Source organism: Sphingopyxis indica, from assembly GCF_900188185.1.
Taxonomy (GTDB): Bacteria; Pseudomonadota; Alphaproteobacteria; order Sphingomonadales; family Sphingomonadaceae; genus Sphingopyxis; species Sphingopyxis indica.
This window is the reverse complement of record NZ_FZPA01000002.1, coordinates 160,876-181,558: the sequence shown is the minus strand read 5'-3', so window position 1 is coordinate 181,558 and position 20,683 is coordinate 160,876. Positions and strand designations below refer to the sequence as shown.

11 protein-coding genes are annotated in these 20,683 nt (G+C 69.5%); 3 read left to right on the top strand and 8 right to left on the bottom strand.

The genetic code is table 11. From position 1 onward, the window contains the following. Positions 1-47 precede the first annotated feature (47 nt). From cysS to CHB69_RS05145, 6 genes are all read right to left on the bottom strand, one after another. On the bottom strand, positions 48-1,499 hold the full coding sequence (gene cysS / locus CHB69_RS05170; protein ID WP_245836547.1) for a cysteine--tRNA ligase: 1,452 nt from the start codon (positions 1,497-1,499) through the stop codon (positions 48-50). Between the two features lie 45 nt (positions 1,500-1,544). After that, positions 1,545-9,761: a beta strand repeat-containing protein gene (locus CHB69_RS20650; RefSeq protein WP_141133915.1), complete on the bottom strand. Its 8,217-nt coding sequence runs from the start codon at positions 9,759-9,761 to the stop codon at positions 1,545-1,547. A gap of 19 nt (positions 9,762-9,780) precedes the next feature. Next, positions 9,781-11,595: a ShlB/FhaC/HecB family hemolysin secretion/activation protein gene (locus CHB69_RS05160; RefSeq protein WP_245836546.1), complete on the bottom strand. Its 1,815-nt coding sequence runs from the start codon at positions 11,593-11,595 to the stop codon at positions 9,781-9,783. A 178-nt stretch (positions 11,596-11,773) separates the two neighbouring features. Next, positions 11,774-12,529: a hypothetical protein gene (locus CHB69_RS05155; RefSeq protein ID WP_089214926.1), complete on the bottom strand. Its 756-nt coding sequence runs from the start codon at positions 12,527-12,529 to the stop codon at positions 11,774-11,776. After that, the gene (locus tag CHB69_RS05150) at positions 12,516-14,600 is read right to left on the bottom strand and encodes an adenylate/guanylate cyclase domain-containing protein (protein ID WP_089214925.1); all 2,085 of its coding nucleotides are present in this window, start codon (positions 14,598-14,600) and stop codon (positions 12,516-12,518) included. Before CHB69_RS05150 ends, CHB69_RS05155 begins: the two co-directional genes overlap by 14 nt. Before the next feature lie 3 nt (positions 14,601-14,603). After that, positions 14,604-17,675, bottom strand: coding sequence for a CHAT domain-containing protein (locus CHB69_RS05145; protein WP_245836544.1), 3,072 nt, complete (start codon positions 17,673-17,675; stop codon positions 14,604-14,606). Between the two features lie 237 nt (positions 17,676-17,912). Between CHB69_RS05145 and CHB69_RS05140 the strand changes: the two genes are divergently transcribed. Genes CHB69_RS05140 through grxD form a run of 3 tightly spaced genes read left to right on the top strand, consistent with a single transcriptional unit; the run spans position 17,913 to position 18,868 of the window. Continuing rightward, the gene (locus CHB69_RS05140; RefSeq protein ID WP_089214923.1) at positions 17,913-18,239 is read left to right on the top strand and encodes a DUF1476 domain-containing protein; all 327 of its coding nucleotides are present in this window, start codon (positions 17,913-17,915) and stop codon (positions 18,237-18,239) included. Positions 18,240-18,253: 14 nt separating this feature from the next. After that, positions 18,254-18,487 carry a BolA/IbaG family iron-sulfur metabolism protein gene (locus CHB69_RS05135; RefSeq protein ID WP_089214922.1) on the top strand — a complete coding sequence of 78 codons (234 nt, stop codon included), beginning with the start codon at positions 18,254-18,256 and terminating at the stop codon, positions 18,485-18,487. 48 nt (positions 18,488-18,535) lie between these two features. Continuing rightward, positions 18,536-18,868 (top strand): Grx4 family monothiol glutaredoxin, encoded by a 333-nt coding sequence (gene grxD, locus CHB69_RS05130; RefSeq protein WP_089214921.1) that lies wholly within the window; start codon positions 18,536-18,538, stop codon positions 18,866-18,868. A gap of 7 nt (positions 18,869-18,875) precedes the next feature. Here grxD and CHB69_RS05125 read toward each other — a convergent pair whose 3' ends face one another. Continuing rightward, positions 18,876-19,778 carry an FAD:protein FMN transferase gene (locus tag CHB69_RS05125; RefSeq protein WP_245836542.1) on the bottom strand — a complete coding sequence of 301 codons (903 nt, stop codon included), beginning with the start codon at positions 19,776-19,778 and terminating at the stop codon, positions 18,876-18,878. Positions 19,779-19,846: 68 nt separating this feature from the next. Further along, positions 19,847-20,677, bottom strand: coding sequence for a DUF4198 domain-containing protein (locus CHB69_RS05120; RefSeq protein ID WP_089214920.1), 831 nt, complete (start codon positions 20,675-20,677; stop codon positions 19,847-19,849). Positions 20,678-20,683: the final 6 nt, after the last annotated feature.

Genomic DNA, 20,683 nt, shown 5'->3' with positions numbered 1-20,683 from the left:
AGCCTAACATGCCCTCCCCTAAACCTTCCCGCAAGCGGGAGGGGAACTCAATTGTCCAGCCGCCAGTCCCAGCCCAGCGGGTCGCCGTCCATGACCTCGACCCCCGCGGCGTTCAGTTCGTCGCGGAGGGCATCGGAGGTGGCGAAATCCTTGGCGGCGCGCGCTTCCTTGCGGCGCGTCAGGCGGACTTCGATCTCCGCTTCGCCGATCACCGCCGCCTTCGGGCGAATGCGGAGCGCTTCGCGCGAGAGGGTGAGCAGGTCGAGGCCGAGCACCGCGTCCATCGCGGCGAGCGCGGCGCGCTTCTGGCCGGCATCGACCTTCTTCATCGCCGCCGCCTCTTCAATGAGCGTGAGCGCGATCGGGGTGTTGAGGTCGTCCGAGATGGCCGCATCGAACTTGGCGAGCAGGTCGGCGAGGCGCCTGTCCGACACATCGGCCGCTTGCGCCTCGCGCACCGGGGCCGCCGCCATCACCAGCCGCTTGAGCCGGGTGAATGCCGCGCCGAGGCCCTCCCACGAAAATTCGAGTTCCGACCGGTAATGCGCTTGCAGGCACATCAGGCGATAGGCGAGGGGGTGGTAGCCCTTGTCGATCAACAGTTGCAGACGCAGAAATTCGCCCGCGCTCTTGCTCATCTTGCCGCTGCGTTCGACGAGGAAATTATTGTGCATCCAGATCCGCGCACCGCTCGCGTCGGAGCAGCTGTGCGCCTGGTTCTGCGCGATCTCGTTCGGATGGTGGATTTCGCGATGGTCGATACCGCCGGTGTGGATATCGAACGGAAAGCCGAGCAGGGCTTCGGACATCACCGAACATTCGAGGTGCCAGCCCGGCGCCCCGCGGCCCCACGGCGAATCCCACTCCATCTGGCGTTTTTCGCCCGGCGGGGTCTTGCGCCAGATCGCGAAATCGGCGGGATGGCGCTTGCCGTCGACGGGGTCGATGCGGCTCTCGCCTTCATCGGTGCTGTGACGCGCGAGGCGACCGTAGTCGGCGATGGTCGCCGTGTCGAAATAGAGGCCGCTGTCGAGTTCGTAACAATGCTTGTCGGCGATCGCCTTTGCGAATTCGATCATCTGCGGCACATAGTCGGTGGCGATCGACCAATGCGCGGGCTGGCGGATGTTGAGCGCCTTGACGTCCTGCCAATAGGCCTCGGTATAGTGGCGCGCGATATCCCAGATCGACTGCGCCTTCTCGGCGGCCGCCTTCTCCAGCTTGTCTTCGCCCGCGTCGGCATCGTCGGTCAGGTGGCCGACGTCGGTGATGTTGATGACGTGGGTAAGCCGGTAGCCCTTGTAGCTCAGCGTGCGCCCTAGCGTGTCCGCGAAGACATAGGCGCGCATATTGCCGATATGCGGATAATTATAGACCGTTGGCCCGCACGAATAGACGCGCGCTTCGCCCGGATGCACGGGGGCGAAGGGCTGAAGGCTGCGCGTCAGGCTGTCGAACAGCATCAGCGGCGCGCCGGGGGCGGGGAGGTCGTCGGTCATCCCCGCGCCCATGCCGCGACGCGGGGGCGCGCGTCAACTGAAAGCCTATTCGTTTCCGTCGTCCTTCGCCGGCGGCGTCCACAGATCGTCGTTGCCCGCGCCGGTCACCGGGTCGTCGAGCAGCGGCGCGCCGGTCGGCGGGTCGATGTCGCGGATCATAATCAGCGCGGTGGGCAGGGTGATGCCCTCGTCGGGCTTGCCGTCGGTTCCGACCTCCTCTTCGATCACATCCTGCACGGGGAAGATCGGAATGCTGTCGAACCCGCGGCCGCACAGCACGGGAGCCGCGATCAGGCAGCCGTTGAACCGCGACCGTGCCTCGAAGCTCCCGAAGGTCGCTGCGCTGCCGTTGACCGTCAGCAGCGGGATCGCGTCGAGCCCGACGACCTGCCCTTGCGGGCCGAGATAGACGCCGTTGAGGACGAGGCGGGTGGCGGACCCGGCGGTGTCGACGTTGAACCCGCCGTCGCCGAAGGTCAGCCCGCGGCGCTGGTCGAAATCCACGCCGGTTCCGCTGTTCTGGACATAGAAGCCGCTGACGGCGCCGACGTCGATGCCGCGCGCGAACAGCGCGCCTTCGTCGCTGGCGACGCCGTCATTCTGCGCCAGCCGGACCTCGATCGCATCGGTCGAGGTCGCGGCATCGACGTCGGCGATCGCGGTGCGCGTCGCGACGGCGATCCGGTCGGCGGCGAGCGACAGCCGGCCGCCCGGCGCGCTATCGTTTGCTCCCGTCAGCCGGATCGACCCCTCGCCGAGCACGATGTCGAGCGTGCTCGCCGCGATGATCGACAATTGATTCGCGCTCGACAGGCCGGTCAGCGCGACGGCGCCCGCCACTTCGGCGCGGCCGGCGGTTTCGAGGATCAGCGATCCCGCGGGACCGAGGTTCGAGGTGTCGCTGCCGCCCGTCATGGTGAAATCGCCGACGACCAGATCGGGCCCGCCGGCAGCGCCCGCCGCAACCGGCGCGAAGATGCGGATGCCGCTGCCATAGAGGCGCGCCATTTCATCGGCGTCGATGTTATAGCCGTCGCCGCTGCCGTCGCCGCCGACGAAGGTCTGTTGGGTCCCGCTGTTGGCGATCGAAAGGCTGGCGGTCGTCCCGGCGGCGCCGACCTGTCCCGCAGCCCCGATCGCAATGTCGCGCGAGGCAAGGACGATGGTCGCGCCGGTCACGGTGCCGTCGATCGCGATCGCGCCGCCCGCGTCGGCGCTGAGGCCGCTCGCGACGCTGGCGCCCGTCAACAGAATATCGCCGTTCGCCGCGGCGAGCCGCGCCTCGCCTGCGTCGAGCGTCCCCACGGTCAGCCCCTGATCGCCGCCGAAATCGGCGAGGCCGGCGACGGTGGCGCTGGCGACCGACAGCGTGCCGGCGGTGCCGACCGTGGCATCGCCCGCGGTGGCAACGAGGCTGGTAAAGACCAGATCGCCACTGCCGCCGATCGCCACACTGCGGCCGTCCGCATCGACCGCGCCCGCCGAAGCGAGCGAGGCGACCGCAATCGCGCCGTTCGCACTCGTCAGGCCGGTGGCGCCCTGATTGACGATCGTATCGGCGGCGATGCCGCCGGCGCCGTTCAGCGTGACGCTGCCCGCACCCTGTTTCGCGATGCTCGCCACGTCGATGGCGCCCCCGGCCGAAAACGCGATATCGCCGCCCGCAGCGTAGCTGCCCGCGATATCGCCCGACGCATCGACGGCAACCGATCCCGCCAGATCGGCCTGATTGACCGTCACGGAACCAGCCGTTGCGGTCGCCGAGAGCACCGCATCGCCGACGATGCTTCCGACCGCGATGCTGCCGCCGGCAAGCGCGATGCCGCCCCCTGCGGCGATCGAGCCGCCGGCGATCGCATTGGCGGCGGTCAGATCGACCGTCGTTCCGGCGTCGAGCGCCGCGAAGGCGATCGACCGGGCGTCGACTGCGATATAACCGCCCGCGCTCGAATTGCCGAGATCGGCGGCGCCCGCCGACCGGATGTCGATATCGCCGCCGGCGATGATCGTGTTGGTTCCCGTGATGAAGCTTGCGACGTCGGCGGTGAAATCGTCCGCGGCTTCGGCATGGCCCACCGTGGTGGCGCCGCCCGCGATCGCGATATTGCCGCCGTCGCCTTCGTCGTCGAAGCTGCCGGTGCCGCTATAGGCCGCGCCGGCCGCGACCGGCCCCGCGGCGGTCAGCATCGCATCGTCGCCGGCGTCGACCTCGAACAGGTCGATCCCGCCTGCCGCGTCGAGCGTCGCGTCATACCCCGCGGCGAACACGCCGGTCGAGGTTATGCCGCCCGTCGTCGCGGTCAGGTCGAGGTCGGTGCCGGCGCTGATCGCAGCGAAGGAGAGAGCGCTCCCGCTGATACTCGTCGCGAGCCCTGACTGAAGCAAACCCGTTCCCGCTACTGCGCCGCCCGCGGTTGCCGTGAGATTGTCGAACGCCGACAGGTCGGCGGCGGCGATCGTCGCGGTCGGCGCCGAGAGGGTGATGTTCGACAGGCCGGCGGGGCTCGCCTGGATTTGCAGGAAGGGCGTCGGGACCGAGGCGCCGGGTGCATAGACGACGCTGCGCGTGTCGTTGCCGCTGCCCGTGGTCATTGCATCGGCGATCGTCATCGCGCCGCCCGCCGTCGCGTCGATGTCGTCGCCTGCGGTCAGGTTCGCGAGGGTAGCGGTCGTTCCGGCGAGCAGGAAGATGTCTTCGCCCGCCGCCGCCCCGTCGATGCCCGCAGCGCCGCCCGCGCGCACCGCGAGCATCGTCGCGGCGCTGCTGCCGGTCAGAAACGCGTCGCCGTCGGCATCGGCGAAGACATAGCCTTCGGCGGGAATGCCGTTCGGATCGACATAGCCGCCCGCCGCGTCGGCCTCGGCGGCGATATTGCCGCCCGCTGTCAGCACGACATTGCCGCCGGCCCGAAATATGCCGTCTATGTCGCCCGCCGCGACGACGCTGATCGAGCCGCCGACATCGGCGAGGCTGGCTGCGGCGCTGCCGTTTCCGGCATTGATCGCGAGGGTCGCGGGTGTTGTGATCGTGCCGCCGACCGCGACATGATTGCCGGAGAGGACGATATTGCCCGCCGCGGTCAGGTCGCCGCCGTCGATCCCGTCGGCCGCGCCTGCGCCATTCGCGTTCAGCCCGATCGTGGTGCCGGCGTCGATCGCGTTGAAGCTGATCGACTGGCCGACGACGAAAACATAGCCGCCCGCGCTCGAATTGCCGAGGTCGACGGCGCCCGGGACGTTGATGTCGATATTGCCGCCGGTGATGATCGAGTTGGGCCCGGTCGCGAAACTCGCCGCCTGCGTGGTGAAATCCGTGTCGGCTTCGGCATGTTCGACGCGCGTCGCGCCTGCGCTGTTCAATATGATGTCGGCGCCATGGAGCTGGTCGACCCCGATTACGCCGGTGGTCGCCGTGAGCGACAGCGTGCCGTTCGCGGCGAGCAGGCTGCCTGCGGCGCTGCTGATGCCCGTTCCTGCGGTCGCTATCAAATTGCCGCCCGCCTGGATCGTTGGCGCGGTTCCGGCGCGGAAGTCATGGCGAATGTCGATCTGGTCGCCCGCCTGGAGGCTCAGGTCGCCGCCGATCGCGACGATGCCGCCCCCCTGACCATGGACGCCGATCGAGCCGTCGGTGGTCAGTGTCGCGTTGCCGGCCGTCTGCACCGTTCCGCCATAAACACCGAAGAAGATGCCGCTTGCCGCGGTATCGGTGTCATTGTTCGTCGGCGCGGCGCTGCCCAGCGCCTCTGCCGTCAGGCTGGCCATCGTGATGGCGCCGTCGCCGAGGAACTCGATGCGGCCCGCGGCATCGCCATTGGCACCGATGCTGGTGTCGCCGAGGTTGATCGCAGCCGTCGGAACGGTCGTCGTGCGCGCCTCGATCACCGCGCGTCCGCCAGCGGTGGTGCCTGACGCTCCCGCCGCGCCTGCGCCGGCGGTACCCGCGCCGCCCGTTCCGCCCGCGCCTGCGACGCCGCTCACCGCGATATCGACCGGCTCGCCGGTCGTCGCAACGGTCCCGCCATCGGCCAAAAGGTGGACGGTGCCGCCCGCGCCTATCCCGCCGTCGCCGCCGTCGCCGCCGCTAAGGCCGGCGCCGAAATCATTGTCGGCGCCAGCGCCACCGGTCCCGCCGGTCCCGCCGACGCTGAGTGCTATGGTTCCTGTCGTGTCGGGGATCGGTCCGACCGAGAGCGCGCCGCCGTTGGTTGCGACCACTTCGAGCGTGCCGCCGGTTCCGGCCCCGCCATCGCCGCCGCTTGGACCCGTGGCAAAGCCCGAGGTGGCATAGCCGTGCGCCGCGCCGCCGGCGCCGCCGGTGCCGCTCGCGACGAAATTGGCCTGGCTCACCGTCACGCGCGCGTTCGGCCCGTCGGCCTGCACCCGCGCGGTGCCGCCGCCGCCCGCGCCGCCGTCGCCGCCGGCGCCATCGTCGCCATAGCCGCCCGCGCCGCCGGTTGCCGAGGCGTCGACCGTCGCTTGCAGCAGGTCGGCGTCATAGTCGGTCACGACGATCTGCGCGGTGCCGCCGCTGCCGCTGCCGGCATCGCCGCCCGTCCCCGCCGAGCCGCCGCCGCCGCCGGTGCCTTGCGACACCACGGTCACTGCCGCGCCCGGCTCGACGCCGGTGGCCAATGCAAGGGTCGAAATTCCGCCGCCGCCGTTTCCGCCGGTCCCGCCGATGCCGATGCTGGCGATTGCACCCGGACTCGATGAATCGAGGACACTGCCCCCGGTGCCGCCGATGCCGCGCGAATCGACGGTCAGCGAGGTGGTGATGAGTGTGCCCGCGATCATGTTGACCGTCGCCAGGCCGCCGGCACCGTCGCCACCATCGCCCGCGACGGCGGGCGTGCCGTTATAGACATAGAAGCCGGCGCCGTCGCCGCCGTTCCCCGTCGCGACCGCGGCAAGGCTGCTCGTTTCGGCGATCGTCCCGGCAAGGGTGATGGTCGCGACCCCGCCCGCGCCATCGCCGCCCGACGCGGGCGGGATGATGTTCGCCGGATCGAAATCGTCGCCTTCGAAGCCATAGCCGCCATAACCGCGCGCGGACGCGCTGACTTCGGCCGCGTTGAGCGTGCCGGCGAGCAGGTCCATGGTCGCCGTGCCGCCGAAGCCGTCGCCCGCCCCGTTCGGATCATAACCGCCATAGCCGTCGGCGCTGATCCCGATGTCGCCGCCGATCGTGGCGCCGCCGGTCTGGGTGAAGCCGACCGTCCCGCCGGTTCCGGTGCCGCCGTTCGACCCGACGCCGCCGCCATAGCCGGTGGCGCCGAGACTTAGCAGGCCGGTGACGGTGAAGCTGCCGCCCTGGACGTCGACGCTGATGTCGCCGCCGAGGCCGTTGCCCACGGGTATTCCGGAACCCGGCGACCCCTCCGAGCCGAAACCCGCGCTCCCGTCGGCATAGCCCGAGAGAGAGCCGAAGAGGAGCGCGCTGCTGTCCGAGGCTTCGGCGACGGTGCGCAGGACCAGGGTGCCGCCGCGGCCGAGCGGAACCGCGCCGCTGGAAGGGCTGGCGCCGCCCGATATGCCGTTGACCGAAACCGAGGCGGACCCCGGCAGGCTGATCGTGCCGGCATCGGCGATGAACCGGATCGCGCCCCCGGTCGCCGCCGCGCCGTCGATGCTCTGCCCGCTTTGCGCGTTGGCGCTGAAATCGCTGAAGGAAGCGGGGTCGCTCGCCTCGATCAACCCGCCGTTCGAGGCGAGAAGGTCGATCGTGCCACCCTGTGCGACGCCCCCGACATCGGCGTCGGGGGTCCGTCCCTCGGCATAGAGGTTATATGCGATGCTGCTGATCGTGCCGCCGTCGGCGGTGAAGCCGATATGACCGCCGGTGCCGCTGCTCGAGCCGCGTGCTGCGTCGAGCGCATCGCTGCCGCCGCTGGCCGATGCGGACAAGCCCTGGCCGCCGATCGTTCCGCCGCCGGTCGCCGTCACGGCGATGTCGCCGCCGGCGCCGCTGCCGAAACTTTCCCCGCTGCCGACGGCGCCATCGGCCGAGAGGATGATGTCGGTGCTTGTGGAGAAAAGGGCGCCGCCGGTCGCGGTGAAGGCGACCGACCCGCCCTGCGCGTCGCCCGACAGAGCCGTCGTCAGGCTCGGCGACGCGGCCGAGCCGCTGTTCGCGGTCGCGATCAGGTCGAGCTCGGCAGCCTCGATGGTGAGCGCGCCGTCGATGGTCATCGCGACCGATCCGCCTTGCGCGTCGCCCCCGACGGCATTCTCGCCCGCGCTCGCGCCGCCGCCGAAGCCGCTCGCCGAAACGGTCGCCTTCCCCAAATTCGTGTCGGTCGGCGCATCGCCCGTGAAACTCACGGACGCGGTGCCGCCGATGCCGTCGCCGCCATTTAGCGTCAGAAAGTCGGGCGCCGGCGATTGCAGATAATCCTCGCCGCCGAAACCATCGGCGGAAACGCTGGTGAAGGCCGCGGTCAAAGTCGATCCCGAGCCGCTGACGCTGAGCAGCGCAGTGCCGCCCGTGCCGGTGCCCGACTGGATATTGCCCGTCTGGCCATAGCCGGTCGATCCGACCGAAATGACGGTGCTGGCGGCCAGGCTGGCGCCGTTTTCGATGCGCAGCGTCGCGCTGCCGCCCGTTCCGTCGCCCCCTGTGTCGGCGGCACTCACCACGAAGCCGCTGGAAGAGGTCAGGCCGCCGCCGCGCCCGACCGACTGGACGGCGATGTCGTCGGCGGTCAGCGACGCATCCGTCCCCGAAACGAGCAGCGAGGCAGCGCCGCCGGTGCCGTTTCCGGCCTGTCCGGTGCCTCCGACGCCGGCGTTCCCGGTCGAGGTGAGCGTGACGCTTGCCGCCTGGACCGTTCCGTCGATGATCGAAAGGGTGACGTCGCCGCCGACGCTCGACCCGTCGGCCTGCACTTGTCCGGTCGATGCGAGATCGAGCGTGCCGCCGGTTGTCAGCTGCCCGCCGGCGACGTCGATGCTTGCCGCGCCGCCCGACTGGAGCGAGAGGTTGCCTGTCGCACCGGCCTGCTGACCGGCACTGACCGTCAGCGTCGCGCTCGCGTCGCCGATGAACGTCGCATTGCCTTCGGTCATCAGCATGCCCTCGGCGGGCGCGCCGGGGATGGGGGAGGGTGGCACCGGATTGGCCGGCGCGCCGGTGAAGGCGCCGCTCGCGTGCGTGCGCACGCTGCTGCGGAAGATCGTGTCGCTGACCGCGATATTCGCGGCGGTGCCATTTGCGGGGCTGGCGTCGATCTGGCCCGCCGTCACGCCATAGCCCGCCGACAGCACGATCGCGCCATCGGGGTCGGTCTGCGCGACGACGGCATCGTCATAGCCGACCTCGCCCGAGACGAGCATCGTGACCGCGTCATTCTTCGGAATCGCGACCATATAGATGCGGCTCTGGTCGACATCGCCCTGCTCGTGCGTGGGGCCGGTGGTGCTGCCGTCGTGGACGATCGCATTGCCGCCGTCGGCGCCGACGAGCACGTCGATGTCGAACAGGCCGCCGTTGATGCGGATGTCGGCCTGTTCGGCGGCGACATAGGCGGCCGACCCGTCGACGCGGACCGCGCCGCTCTGCACGATGCGCGGCGCGACGAGCGCGACATAGCTGCCGCCCGGATTGCCCGCGACCGCGGCGTTGATCGACGCGCCATTGGCGACCTCGACGCGCGACGTGCCCGCGGCGCCGCGGAAGCGGATCTCGCCGCCCGCGCCGAACAGCCCGCCGGTCGTGTCGATGTCGTTGGCGGTCAGCAGCAGGCTGCCGACGTTGATCGCGGCGCCATTGCCGATCAGCACGCCGCCGGCATTATAGAACCAGATATTGCCGCCCGGGACATTGCCGCTGCTCGCAAAGCGCGAACCGACATAGCTGTTCACCGTGCCGTTGAGCGCAACCTGCCGTCCGATCGAGCCGCCCGCGGCGTCGACGAAGCGGTTGAGGACGGTGTAGTCGCCGGTCCCGTAGAATTCGAGCGTGTTGCCAGCGGGCAGGAAGTCGATCGTGCCGCCGGTCGGCGCATCGTCGGTCGGCGTCCAGTTGATGATCGTCTGCGGTGTCGAAACTTCGACCTGGGTCGAATTGGGCGGCGCCGTGGGGCCGAGCGGGTCGGGCGGTGAGATGCTGCCGCTGCCGCTCACCACCTGCCCGGTGCCCGCCACTTGCGCCAGCGCCGGGCCGCCCTGCATCAGCGCCATCAGCCCCGCGGCGATCGCGCAGCTTTCGAGCAGGCGGCGCTTGCCCTTGTGGACCGGCGGGGTGGCGGTGGAGGCACGCATGGCAGTCATCCTCAATGGCTCAGCGCGCCCGCACGCCGAACTGGGTGGTCAGCGTGACGAGCAGCCGCGGGTCGGGGCGCCGGGCGAGCAGGTCGGGACGGTTGAGCGGCGCCGCGACGGCGGCGTCGAGGCGCGCGAGGTCGCCATAGGCGACGCGCACGCCGCCGCCCGCCGAATAGAGCTTTTGCGGGTTGAACCCGTCGAAGGCGCTGTCCTTGTTCCACACCCAGGCGGCGTCGAAAAAGACGAAGGGCTGCACCGCGAACGCCTTGGTATTGGCGGGAACGAGCGAGCCGTAGCGCGCCTCGAGCGCGACGCCGATACCATTATCGCCGATGATCGTGCCGGGGTCGTAGCCGCGACCGGTCGTGAAATTGCCGCCCGAAAATTCCTCATAGGAGAGGAGGGGATCGCTCGCCCATTGGGCGCGCGGCGCCGCCGAAAGGGTGAAGGTCTTGACCGGCCGCCATTCGGCGATGGCCTCGGTGCGCAGCACGAAGGCGTCGGGCTTCCCCTCGATACGCGACAGCGGCACGCGGCCCGGCGCGAAGCAGGCGGTGCCGGTCGGGCCGCAATCGTCGCTGGCGCCGAGCATGTCGAGACCCTGCCGCGCTTCGAACGACGTCGCAAGCGACCAGCGCGGCTCGGACGGATTATAGCTGGCGCGGCCGGCGATCGAGGCGGGGTCGATCCAGCTCGCGTCGGCGCGCAGGTTGAGCACGCGCAGCCGGTCGCGGTTGAGCGCCAACCCCGCGAGGCGCACATCCTGGTCGATGAAATCGAAGCCGCCGCCCACGGTCAGCCGGTGCGCCTGCGTCAGCGTCACCGGATAGGCGGCAAAGAGGCTGACGACCTGAGTGTTCGTCCTGATCGCGAGCCCGGCCAGGTCGGGCCGCGTCCACGCGTAGGTATAGCTGCCGCCGAGCCGCATCCCTTCGCCGCCGACGCGGAATTCATGCGCGAGCTGGACGACCTGCTGCTCGTCGAAATCGGCGGTCGAATAGAGGCTGGCGGTCGTCAGATCGCCGAGGCCGGTCAGCCCGGCGAAGCGCGCGCGCGCGATGCCGCCCCAGCGGCCGACGTCCTTCGATCCGAAATTCTGGATATTGGCATCGAAGATTACCGGCGTGCGGGTGACGAGCACCTCGCCGACGACTTCGCCGGGTTCGCCGCCGGGCCGCAGCGTCAGCCGCGCGTCCATGCCGGGAATGTCGCGCGCCAGCAGCAGATAGCGCTCGGCATCGCGGATGTTGAAGATCGTCCCGTCATCGAGACGCGCCAGATAGCGCTGGAGGAGATCTTCGTTGGCGCCGGCATCGCCGCGCACTTCGACCCGGCTCATACGCGCGGCCAGAATGTCGAGCCTGACGACGCCGTCCTCGATCCGCTGCGGCGGCACGCGCACCGCGGCGAGATAGCCTTTTTCGCGCAGCAAGGTCGCAGCGCGGTCGCGAATATCACAGACTACCGCGATCGGCAGATCCTGCCCGACGCGGTCGTGCCAGGCGGCGTCGAGCATCGCCGGGTCGATCCCCTCGACGCGCGAAAATTCGACGCTGCGCAGCGTGAAGCGGACGTCGGCGAATTCGCCGCTGGCGAGCGGGCAGGGTGCGCGTTCGACACTGTCGTCCGCGGCGACCACCCGCTCGGCGGGCGGCGCGGCCGGGGGCAGTGTCGGCGGCTGGATTTCTTCGCGCGTCGGGGCCGGGCGGGGGAGCTGCGCCCATGCCGCGCCCGGCAGCGTCGCCAGCATCAGGCCGGCCGACCAGCCCAGCGCGGTGCGGACGCCGCATCGCGGATGGCGGCCCATGACAATAGCCCCGACGTCGCTCATCACCACCCCTTGCCCAATGGCGCCGCCGCGCTTTGCGCCGGAGCCCGTTCGGCGGGCCATGCCGCATGGGCGCGGCGCCGCCAGTTTTTCGATCCAAGGAAAGGAGAGTCCGCTCGACCGGCGGCTTTCCTTCCCTATTATCAGAGAGATCGGGCCGGTTCAATGCCGGCCCGGACTCCTATCCGCCCGTCGCCTCGGCTTCGGACATCGCGTCGACCAGCCGGTCGAGCTGCGGCGTGCAGCCTTTCGCCATCAGGGCTTCGGCCGCGCCCTCGGCCGCTTCGGGCACCACATCCATCGCGGCAAAGCGGACGGTCACCGGTGCGCTCAGCCCGGCGCCCGACAGGCGATAGTCGATGCCATATTCGAGCGGGATCGCCTCGGTCGGCCATTTGCGATAATTGGCGCCCGATACGAAAGCGACGGTCTCGCTTTTGCCCTTCGCCTCGATCTTGAGCAGCTGGTCGCTCTCCATATAGGGGCGCCAGAGCAGCAGCGTCGCAGGGTTGGCGACGCAAAAGGTGCCGCTTTCGCGATAATCGAGCACCCAGATATTGGGCGCCGATGGTTCCTCGGGCGCGTCCCCGCGCGAAAAGCCGCCGCGTGCGCGGCCCTGCGGTCCCGGCGACAGCATCCGCGCCACCGTCGATCCCATCGTCTGGTTCGCCTGCACCGTGCCGCCGGCGCTATAGGTGCCGGGGCCGCTCAGTGTGCGGGTCTTGCCGTCCTGCATCAATATGACTCGGTCGCCGGCGACGAGTGTCACCCGCGCATTTGCCTTCAGCCTGGCGCCCGTCGGATATTGGCTCGCCGAAGGGCCGGTCGAGCGGACGACCAAGGATTGCGCCGCGGCGGTGCCGGCGAGCGCGACCGCCATGATCGCGGCCGCCGCGGTCAGGCCCAGGCGGCGCGTGGGGGCTTCAGGACAGGACATAGCTTTCTCCCTCTTCGGTCTCGTTCAGGCGTTCCACCAGAAACTGGATGGCGGCATCCTGCGCGAATTCGGCCCGCACCGCTGTGGCGCAGGTCACATAAGTCTCTTTTTTGCCCGCGGCGTGCGCGGCGACCATCGCAGCGATGCGTGCGCGCTGGTCGGGCGTCAGGTCGGGGCGGGGGGTGAAGATATCGACCGCGCGCGCGCGACCGCGCAGGGTGACGCGGCCCATCGGCACGAGATCGCGGCGGCCCGATCGCTCGGCGGCCTCGGCCGAAATCAGCACCCCCGTCTTGAGCGCCTTGTTCGCCGATTCGAGACGCGAGGCGGTGTTCATGCTGTCGCCGAGCGCGGTATATTGGATGCGGTCCTCGCCGCCGAAATTGCCGACGATCGCGTCGCCGACGTGCAGCCCGACGCGCGTCATGCCGATCGGCGGCACCCCGTCGGCGAGTTCGACGCGAAAGCGCTCGCCGGCCAGATACATGGCGACCGCCGCCGCCGCCGCGCGCTCGCCGTCGTCGGGCCGCCCGATCGGCGCGCCCCAGAAGGCGACGACCGCGTCGCCGACGAATTTGTCGATCGTTCCGCCATGGTCGAGCACGACGTCGGAGAGGCGGTCGAGATATTCGTTGAGCAGCCGCGCGACCGTTTCGGGGGTGATCGCGTGGCTGAGCTGGGTGAATCCTTCGAGGTCGGTGAAAACGCAGAAAATCTCGCGCTTCTCTCCCGACAGCGACAGGCGGTCGGGGTCGCGCATGATCTGGGCGGCGATGTCGACCGGCAGATATTTGCCGAGCGCCGACTGGGCGAAGGCGCGCTGGCGCGACCCGATCGTGCGCGCGGCGGTGCCGACCGCGGCATAGCCGAACAGCCAGCCGAGCGCCCAGCCGGCGGCGGGCAGGGTCGTGGTGTCGAGCCCCTGACCCTGCAGCCAGAAGGGAAAGGCGACGAAAAAGGCCATCTGCCCCAGGAAAGCCAGCGCGACCCAGCGCGCGCGCAGGTCGATCAGGCTGGTGAGCCCGCCCGCCGCGACGACGAGCAGCGCGAGCACCCACAGGGCGGGGCCGGGAATGCGGTTGGTCCACGCATCGTCAAGCTGCTGCGCGAGCATATGGGCATGAACCTCGAGCCCGATCATCGTTTCGAGGCGCCCCGTCTGCGCATCGGGAAAGCGGCTGAACGGCGTATAGAACTGGTCATTGTCGATGATGTCGCCGCCGATCAGCACATAGCGGTCCCTGACCAGCTCCGAAAAGCCCGCGCGCAGGTCGGCGTCCATCGGCATCGCGAAGCTGTCGATGGGGATATTGGCGAACACCGGCTCTTCCTGCCCTTCGGCGGCGCGCGCGGGGAGCAGGAAGCGGATATTGCCCTGAAAGTCGGCATATGCGGCGTCGACCGGCGCCAGCGCGTTCGCCATCAGCGGCGGCAGTCCCTTCGGCCGCGGCGGCCAGTTGCGGATGACCCCGTCGGGATCGGTGAGGAAAAAGACGCTCGCCGGCCGCGTCCGCGCGGTCGTGACGTCGGCAAGAAAACCCTCGAGGAACCTTTGCTGCGCATATTGGATCGCGTCGGGATTGCTGCCATGCTCGGCATAGGCGAGCCACGTCGGCGTCCGCATCGCGCGCAGCTGGGTTTTCAAGAGATCGTCGTCGGGGCGCGGCGAGTCGAAGACGATGTCGATCCCGATCGCCTTCGCCCCCATCGCGTCGATATTGGCGAGCGCGCGCGCGAGCGTCGTGCGGTCGAGCGGCGAGCGGATGCCGGTGTTGAACAGCGTCTCGTCATTATAGGTGATGAGGACGATGCGCTTGTCCTGTCCGACATATGGGGCCATCGCGGTCGCGCGGGCGTCGTAGAGCGCGCGCTCGGCAGCGTTGGTCAGCGGCAGTTCCCACCCGAAGCGCGCGACGACCACCGCAAGGCAGAGGAAGACGACCGTCGCGATCAGCCGTGCGGGGCCAAGCTGCGTCGCGAGCTGCCGCACCCGCTTGCCGAGCGGCACCGCCTCGACCGTGTCGGTTGCCGGTGTCTCGCGCGTGTCGTCGATGCTATCCCCCCGTGCCATCGGTCAGCCCCCGGCGTGCCCGCCGGCTACTTCTGCCGCCGCCGCGGTGGTCGTCCCGCCATTGTGGAGGAGCGCCTGCGCGCCGTCGCCGACGATCGCGAAGCCCGCCCAATAATAGGGATGCGAGGTCAGCCGGTCGTCCATCAGCCGTTGCTGTGTCGCCCACAGCGCGTCGGCGACGCTTTCGCCCTGCCGCACCGCGAACAGCCCGCCGATCAGCCGCTTGGTCGCGTCGAAATCGTCGGGCGCGGGCCAGTGGCTCGCGATCACCGAGCGCCCCCCGGCGCCGACGAACGCGCGCACCAGCCCGTCGAGCGCATTGCCGCCGCCCTGCGAAATCCCCGCCTCGCGCGTTGCGGCGACGGTCGCCGCGCCCGCGGTGTCGCACGCCGACAGGATCACGAGATCGGCGTCGATCTTGAGATCGTAAATCTCCTGAAAGGTCAGCAGCCCATCCGAATTCGCGTCGCCGAACGAGGTGACGAGCGCCGGACGCGCGGGACAGGACGGCCGCGGCGCGGTGACGAGGCCGTGCGTCGCGAAATGGATGATGCGATATTGATCGAGGTCGGCGCGTGTCCTTACCGCCGTGTCGGTGAAGGCGCTTCCGGTCAGCAGCGCCGCGGCGTCGCCCTTCATCGCGCTGCTCGCGATGCGCAACTCGTCCGCCGAAATCGGCCGGCTCCACTGGGCAAGGCTCCACTGGCAGTCGTCGTCCATCGTGCCCGGCACACCGCCGCGCGACCCGAGCGAAGGCAGTGTGCCCGTGACCGGCTGGTTCTGGCCGAGGCCGAAATATTGGTGCGCCGCGCGCGACGGCGCCGCCTGCCGTGCGTTGCGAAAGGCGAGCGCCGAGACCGAGGTGCTCGGCCGCACGGTCCGGCCGAGCCACGCGATCTCGCGCATGTCGAACGGATCGGCGGCAGGATCGGCGAGCCGCCGCTGATAGTCGGCGAGCCCCTGGTCGGAGGTGATGAGCAGGTTGATCGGCAGGCGCAGCATCGCCCCGTCGGGCTCGAAGATCAGATGCGCGATCGTTGGCAGGCGATCGGCGACCGGGCCGAACAGCTGCGCATAAAGTGCCCGCGCGGTCGCCGCGTCGAACGGATAGGTGACCCGCTGGCCGCCCTCGACGGTCGAGATGGTCGCGCGGATCTTGTCGACTGCGCCTTCGAGGTCCGCAGCCCCGATATCGGCCTGCCAGAGCTGCGCGTCGGCCGGACCGGCCAGCATCGCATAGACCGCGTCGCCGACGACGAGCATCTTCAGATAGGCTTCGTCGGGACGCAGCACCGCCTGCAGGTCGGCGAGCCCCAGCGTGCCGGGCGCGACGACGCGGAACTGCGGAAAGGCCGAAAGCCGTGCCAGCGTCTCCGCCTGCTGGAAGCCGAGATTGTCGAGCCGCGTCTTGAGGTCGGCGCGCAGCGCGGCGATCTCGGGCGTCGCGGGAAGCTGGGCGAGGCGGGCGTCCTCGATGCGCGCGCGCTCGATGTCGCGGTCGAGATTGGTCGCCTGCCGGAACAGGCGTGCGCCGTCGTCGCTGCCGCTCGACAGTTCGCGTGCGAGCACGGCCTGGGTGTCGGCGACGCCGGGCCGGACCTGAATCTGGCTCGCGACGAAGAAATCGGCGATCGCCTGGCGGTCGGTCGCGGCGCGCGCGGCAAGCAGCCGGTAATAGGGAGCCATCCGGTTCGCCATGCCGGTCAGTGCGCGTTGCGATCCGGCGAGCGCGGTCACGACGTCGTGATAGATGGCGAGCGCTTCGTCCTCGCGCCCGTGGCGCGCCAGAAAGGCGGCATAGCGCGCCCGCGCCGAAGCGAGCGCGGTCGTTTCGGGATATTCGGCCGCGAGCAGCGCCACCGAACCGCGGAAACGCGCGTCGGCCCCGGCCTCGTCGCCCAGATCCTCCTCGCTCATCGCGAGTTCGCCGAGCATCTGCGAGCGCAGCCGGATGATCGACGTCACGCGGCCCTCGCGAACCGCGAGCGCGTCGGACAAACCCTTGAGCTGCGCCGCTTTCGCCGCCGCCGCATCGCCGCGCAGCCGCTCGACGACGCCGAGCAGGTGCGTCGCCTGCGCGTCGATGATCGTCGCGCGCTCGGCGGGGGTCAGCCGTTCGCTGTCTGCGGCCTGCTGGACCACGCCCGCGCCGCCGCTGTTGAGTCCCGCCGCGATCTGCGGCGTCAGCGTCACGCTCGCGCCGTCGGTCTCGATCGGGTTGGCGAGCGGCGCGATCGGGGTTTGCAGGATCGTTGCCGCCGCGTCGTAATCCTGCTGGTTGAGCGCGTGGATCGCGCGAAAATTGCGGCGCAGGCGCAGCTGCACCGGATCGCTTGTCGGCACCGCCTCGGCCTCGGTGAACAGGCGCTCGGCCTCGGCGAACTGGCCGAGGTTCGATTTCTGCAGCGCGCGGTTAAGCGTGAATTCGGTTGGGTCGAGACCCGTCACGCCGCTTTCTTCCTCTGCGCGGCGCGACAGGGCTTCGAAAAATTCGGCGGCGTCGGCATAGTCGCCGCTGTGGTTGCGGCGATATCCTTCGGCGAGCGCCTTGTCGAGGTCGACCGTCCCGGCGAGCGTGCGCGCGAAGCTGTCATCCCCGCCGACCGAGGTCGTCGCGACCTCGATCACGCCGGGGACGATCCGGCGCTGGCGGATCGATTCAAGCGCGAGGTCGAGCGCGTCGCCATAGGCGGCAAAGCCTTCGACCGTATAGCTCGTGTCGCCGTCGGATTCGATGCGGGTGCGCCACGCGACGTCGCTGCCCTTCACCGTGCAGGCGTCGGGCGCGGGGCAGTTGATAGTGTCCGCGCGGCCCCGTTCGATTCGCTCGCGTGCCGCATCGGGGCTCGCGCGCAGCATGCGGACGGTGCCGACGGGCTGGCTCGCATCGCGGCACAGGATCAGCCATGCGCGGTCGAACATGCCGGCAACCACGCGGTCGCGCACCGTCGCCTGGACTTCGCACAGCGCGCCGCCCTGACTGCCGATCGCAAAGCGGTCGCGCAGCGTCGGGTCGCCCGCCTGCGCCGCGCCCGCCGGCGCTGCGGCGAGCGCCAGCCCCGCCAGAATCGGCATGCCAAATGAAACTCGAACGATCATCGGCGCAATTCCCCCAAACCCGTGCATCGTGGCGCCATGCAGCGGCGTAGCGGCATGGTGCAGTTTTCCCGTGCTGCAATGCGACCCATCCCGTTGGTGCGAACCCTAACCCCTTATAGACAAAATGGGAAGTGATCTGGCGCACAGGCGGCTTGCGCGGGGGCAAGGCGCGACCTATCTGCAAGGCTCGGGCTTTCACCAGGCGAGGACAAAATGAGCCAATTCGACGACCGGGAACGCGCTTTCGAGGCGAAGTTCGCGCGCGATCAGGAAGTGCAATTCCGCATCACCGCGCGGCGCAACCGCCTGCTCGGCGAATGGGCGGCCGAGCGCATGGGGCTGACGCCCGAGGAAACCGACGCCTATGCGAAGGCGGTGGTTCAGGCCGATTTCGAGGAAGCGGGCGACGAGGATGTGATCCGCAAGCTCGCAGGCGACCTGACCGCGGCGAGCATCGAGATCAGCGACGCCGAGATTCGCGAGGCGCTGAACCAGAAGACCGCCGAGGCGCGGCGCCAGTTCATCGACAAAGAGAATTGAGGAGCGGCTGCGGAATGGCCATGCGCGAGGAGGATTTGCAGGCGATGATCGCGGCGGCGTTTCCCGACGCCGAGGTGACGATCACCGACCTAGCCGGCGACGGCGACCATTATGCCGCGCATGTCGTGAGCGAGGAGTTTCGCGGATTGAGCCGGGTCGCGCAGCACAAGGCGGTCTATGCCGCGCTCGGCGGGCGGATGGGCGGCGAACTTCACGCCTTGCAATTGACCACCGCCGTCCCTTCATAGGGGCATCAGCGAAATTTGCGGCGCCGTGCGCGCCACCGGAGATTGATCATGAGTGACCCCAATGTTCAGGACCGCATCGCCAAGCTGGTTGCGGACCATCCCGTGCTGCTGTTCATGAAGGGCACGCCGCTCTTTCCGCAGTGCGGCTTTTCGTCGCGCGCGGTCGCGATGCTCGACCGGCTCGGCATCGAATATGGCACCGTCGACGTGCTGCAGGACATGGAAATCCGGCAGGGCATCAAGGAATATTCGGACTGGCCGACGATCCCGCAGCTCTATGTGAAGGGCGAGTTCGTCGGCGGCAGCGACATCATGATGGAAATGTGGGAAGCCGGCGAACTGCACCAGCTGATGGACGGCGTCCCGACCCGCGCCGAATAACGGCCGATCAGCCGAGCATCGCGCGCCACGCTTGCGACATATGCTGGCGCTCGCCCGCGCTTGCATGGGCGGCAAGGCCCAGCCGGTCGGCGGTCGCCATCGCGCGTTCGGCGCCCATCACCGTCAGCGCGGTCGCCCAGGCATCGGCCATCATGCAGCTGCGGTGGATCACGGTGACCGACTGGACGCCGTGAACGATCGGCCAGCCGGTCACGGGGTCGAGGCTGTGCGAATAGTGCCGGCCATCGACCGCAAAGCCGCGGCGATAGCTGCCCGATGTGGCGACCGACAGGTCATGGAGCGCAATGCGGAAGGGGTCATGCGGCGCGTCCGGCGGCGCCTCGACATCGACCCACCATGGCTGGCCGTCGGGGCGCACGCCCTCGCCGCGCAGTTCGCCGCCGACCTCGATCAGGAAGTGGCGCACGCCCTGGCCGAGCAGCCATTCGGCGGCATGGTCGACGCCAAAGCCCTTGGCGATCCCCGACAGGTCGAGCATCGCGTCGCCGGTGCGGCGGACGCGGCACGCTTCGCGGTCGAACTCGATTGCGGCGGGCGCGCGGCGCGCCGCATGGATCGACTCCGCCTTCGGAACCGCGCCGACCGGCCCGGCGCTGCCGAAGCCCCATAGCTCGCTGAGCCGGCCGAGGCAGGGATCGAAGGCACCTTCGCTCGCCGCCGCGACTGCGAGCGCGGCGTCGAGCACCGTGGCAAATTCCTCGGGCACCTCCTGCCATTCGCTCCGTGCGCTGCGATTGAAGCGCGACAGATTCGATGCCGGTTCCCACTGGCTCATCTGCGCGACGACGCGGTCGAACGCCGACTGGACGCCCCGTTCGACACCGGCGGGCGGATCAACCGCGTGCAGCGACCAGCTCGTGCCCATGGTTTCGCCCGCAAAGCGCTGCACCGCTGCCGATGCGTTGCGCCCGGCGAAGGCGCTGGGGGTCAGCGCGAGCGGGATGAGGACATGCCCGGTCAGGGCGCCAGCACCTCGAGCGTCGTGACATAGCTCGCGCGGCGCGCCGGCGCGGCATCCTCGCCCGCCGCACCGCGCGGCCCGCGCGGAGTCGTGACGTTGAGCCAATACATCCCCGGTTCGGGCCAGGTCACCGCAACCTTGCCCTCGGCGTTGGTCGTCAGGTCGATCTGGTTCAGCTGATCGCGATAGCGGATGCCGCCGGGGATCACCGTCACGGGCAGGCCGGCGGCGGGCTTGCCGTCGAGCAGGAACTGAAAGGTCGCGCTTTCGCCCGCGTAGAGGTCGTTGGGATGCGTGACGGGCACCAGCTCGATCCCCTTGCCGGTCGGCTCGAAGACGGTGGTGGTCGGGGCGCCGACCGTCACGAAAATCTCGTTGCGGTTGCTCGCTTCGGCGGTCTGGACATCGGTTGCGCCCGCAGGCAGTTTTTCGGCGAGATTGGCGGCAGTGGTGCCGCGCGGCAGCCGCTCGCGCTTGCCGTTCAGCGCATAGCTGCCGGTCAGCATCTCCGCGACCGAAGCGATGCGCCACGTCCCTTTCTGCGTCAGATGGACGTCGAAAGTGCTGCGATAGCGGCCGGTCGCCGCATTCTCGATCTTCGCCTCGCTGCCGTCGGGCGCCCACGCCTTCACATCGTCGAGGCGCAGCGGGAAATGCTCGAAATAGAAAAGATCGTTCGACACCGCGGCGTCGACCGTCACCCAGACATCGTCGCCCGACAGAACCGTCGCCGACGGCAGCAGCCACTGGCGATGCGCCTCGGCGGGCACGGCGGCGAGGATGGCGAACGCGGCGGTCGCGGCGAAACCCAGAATATGTTTTTTCATCGTCTA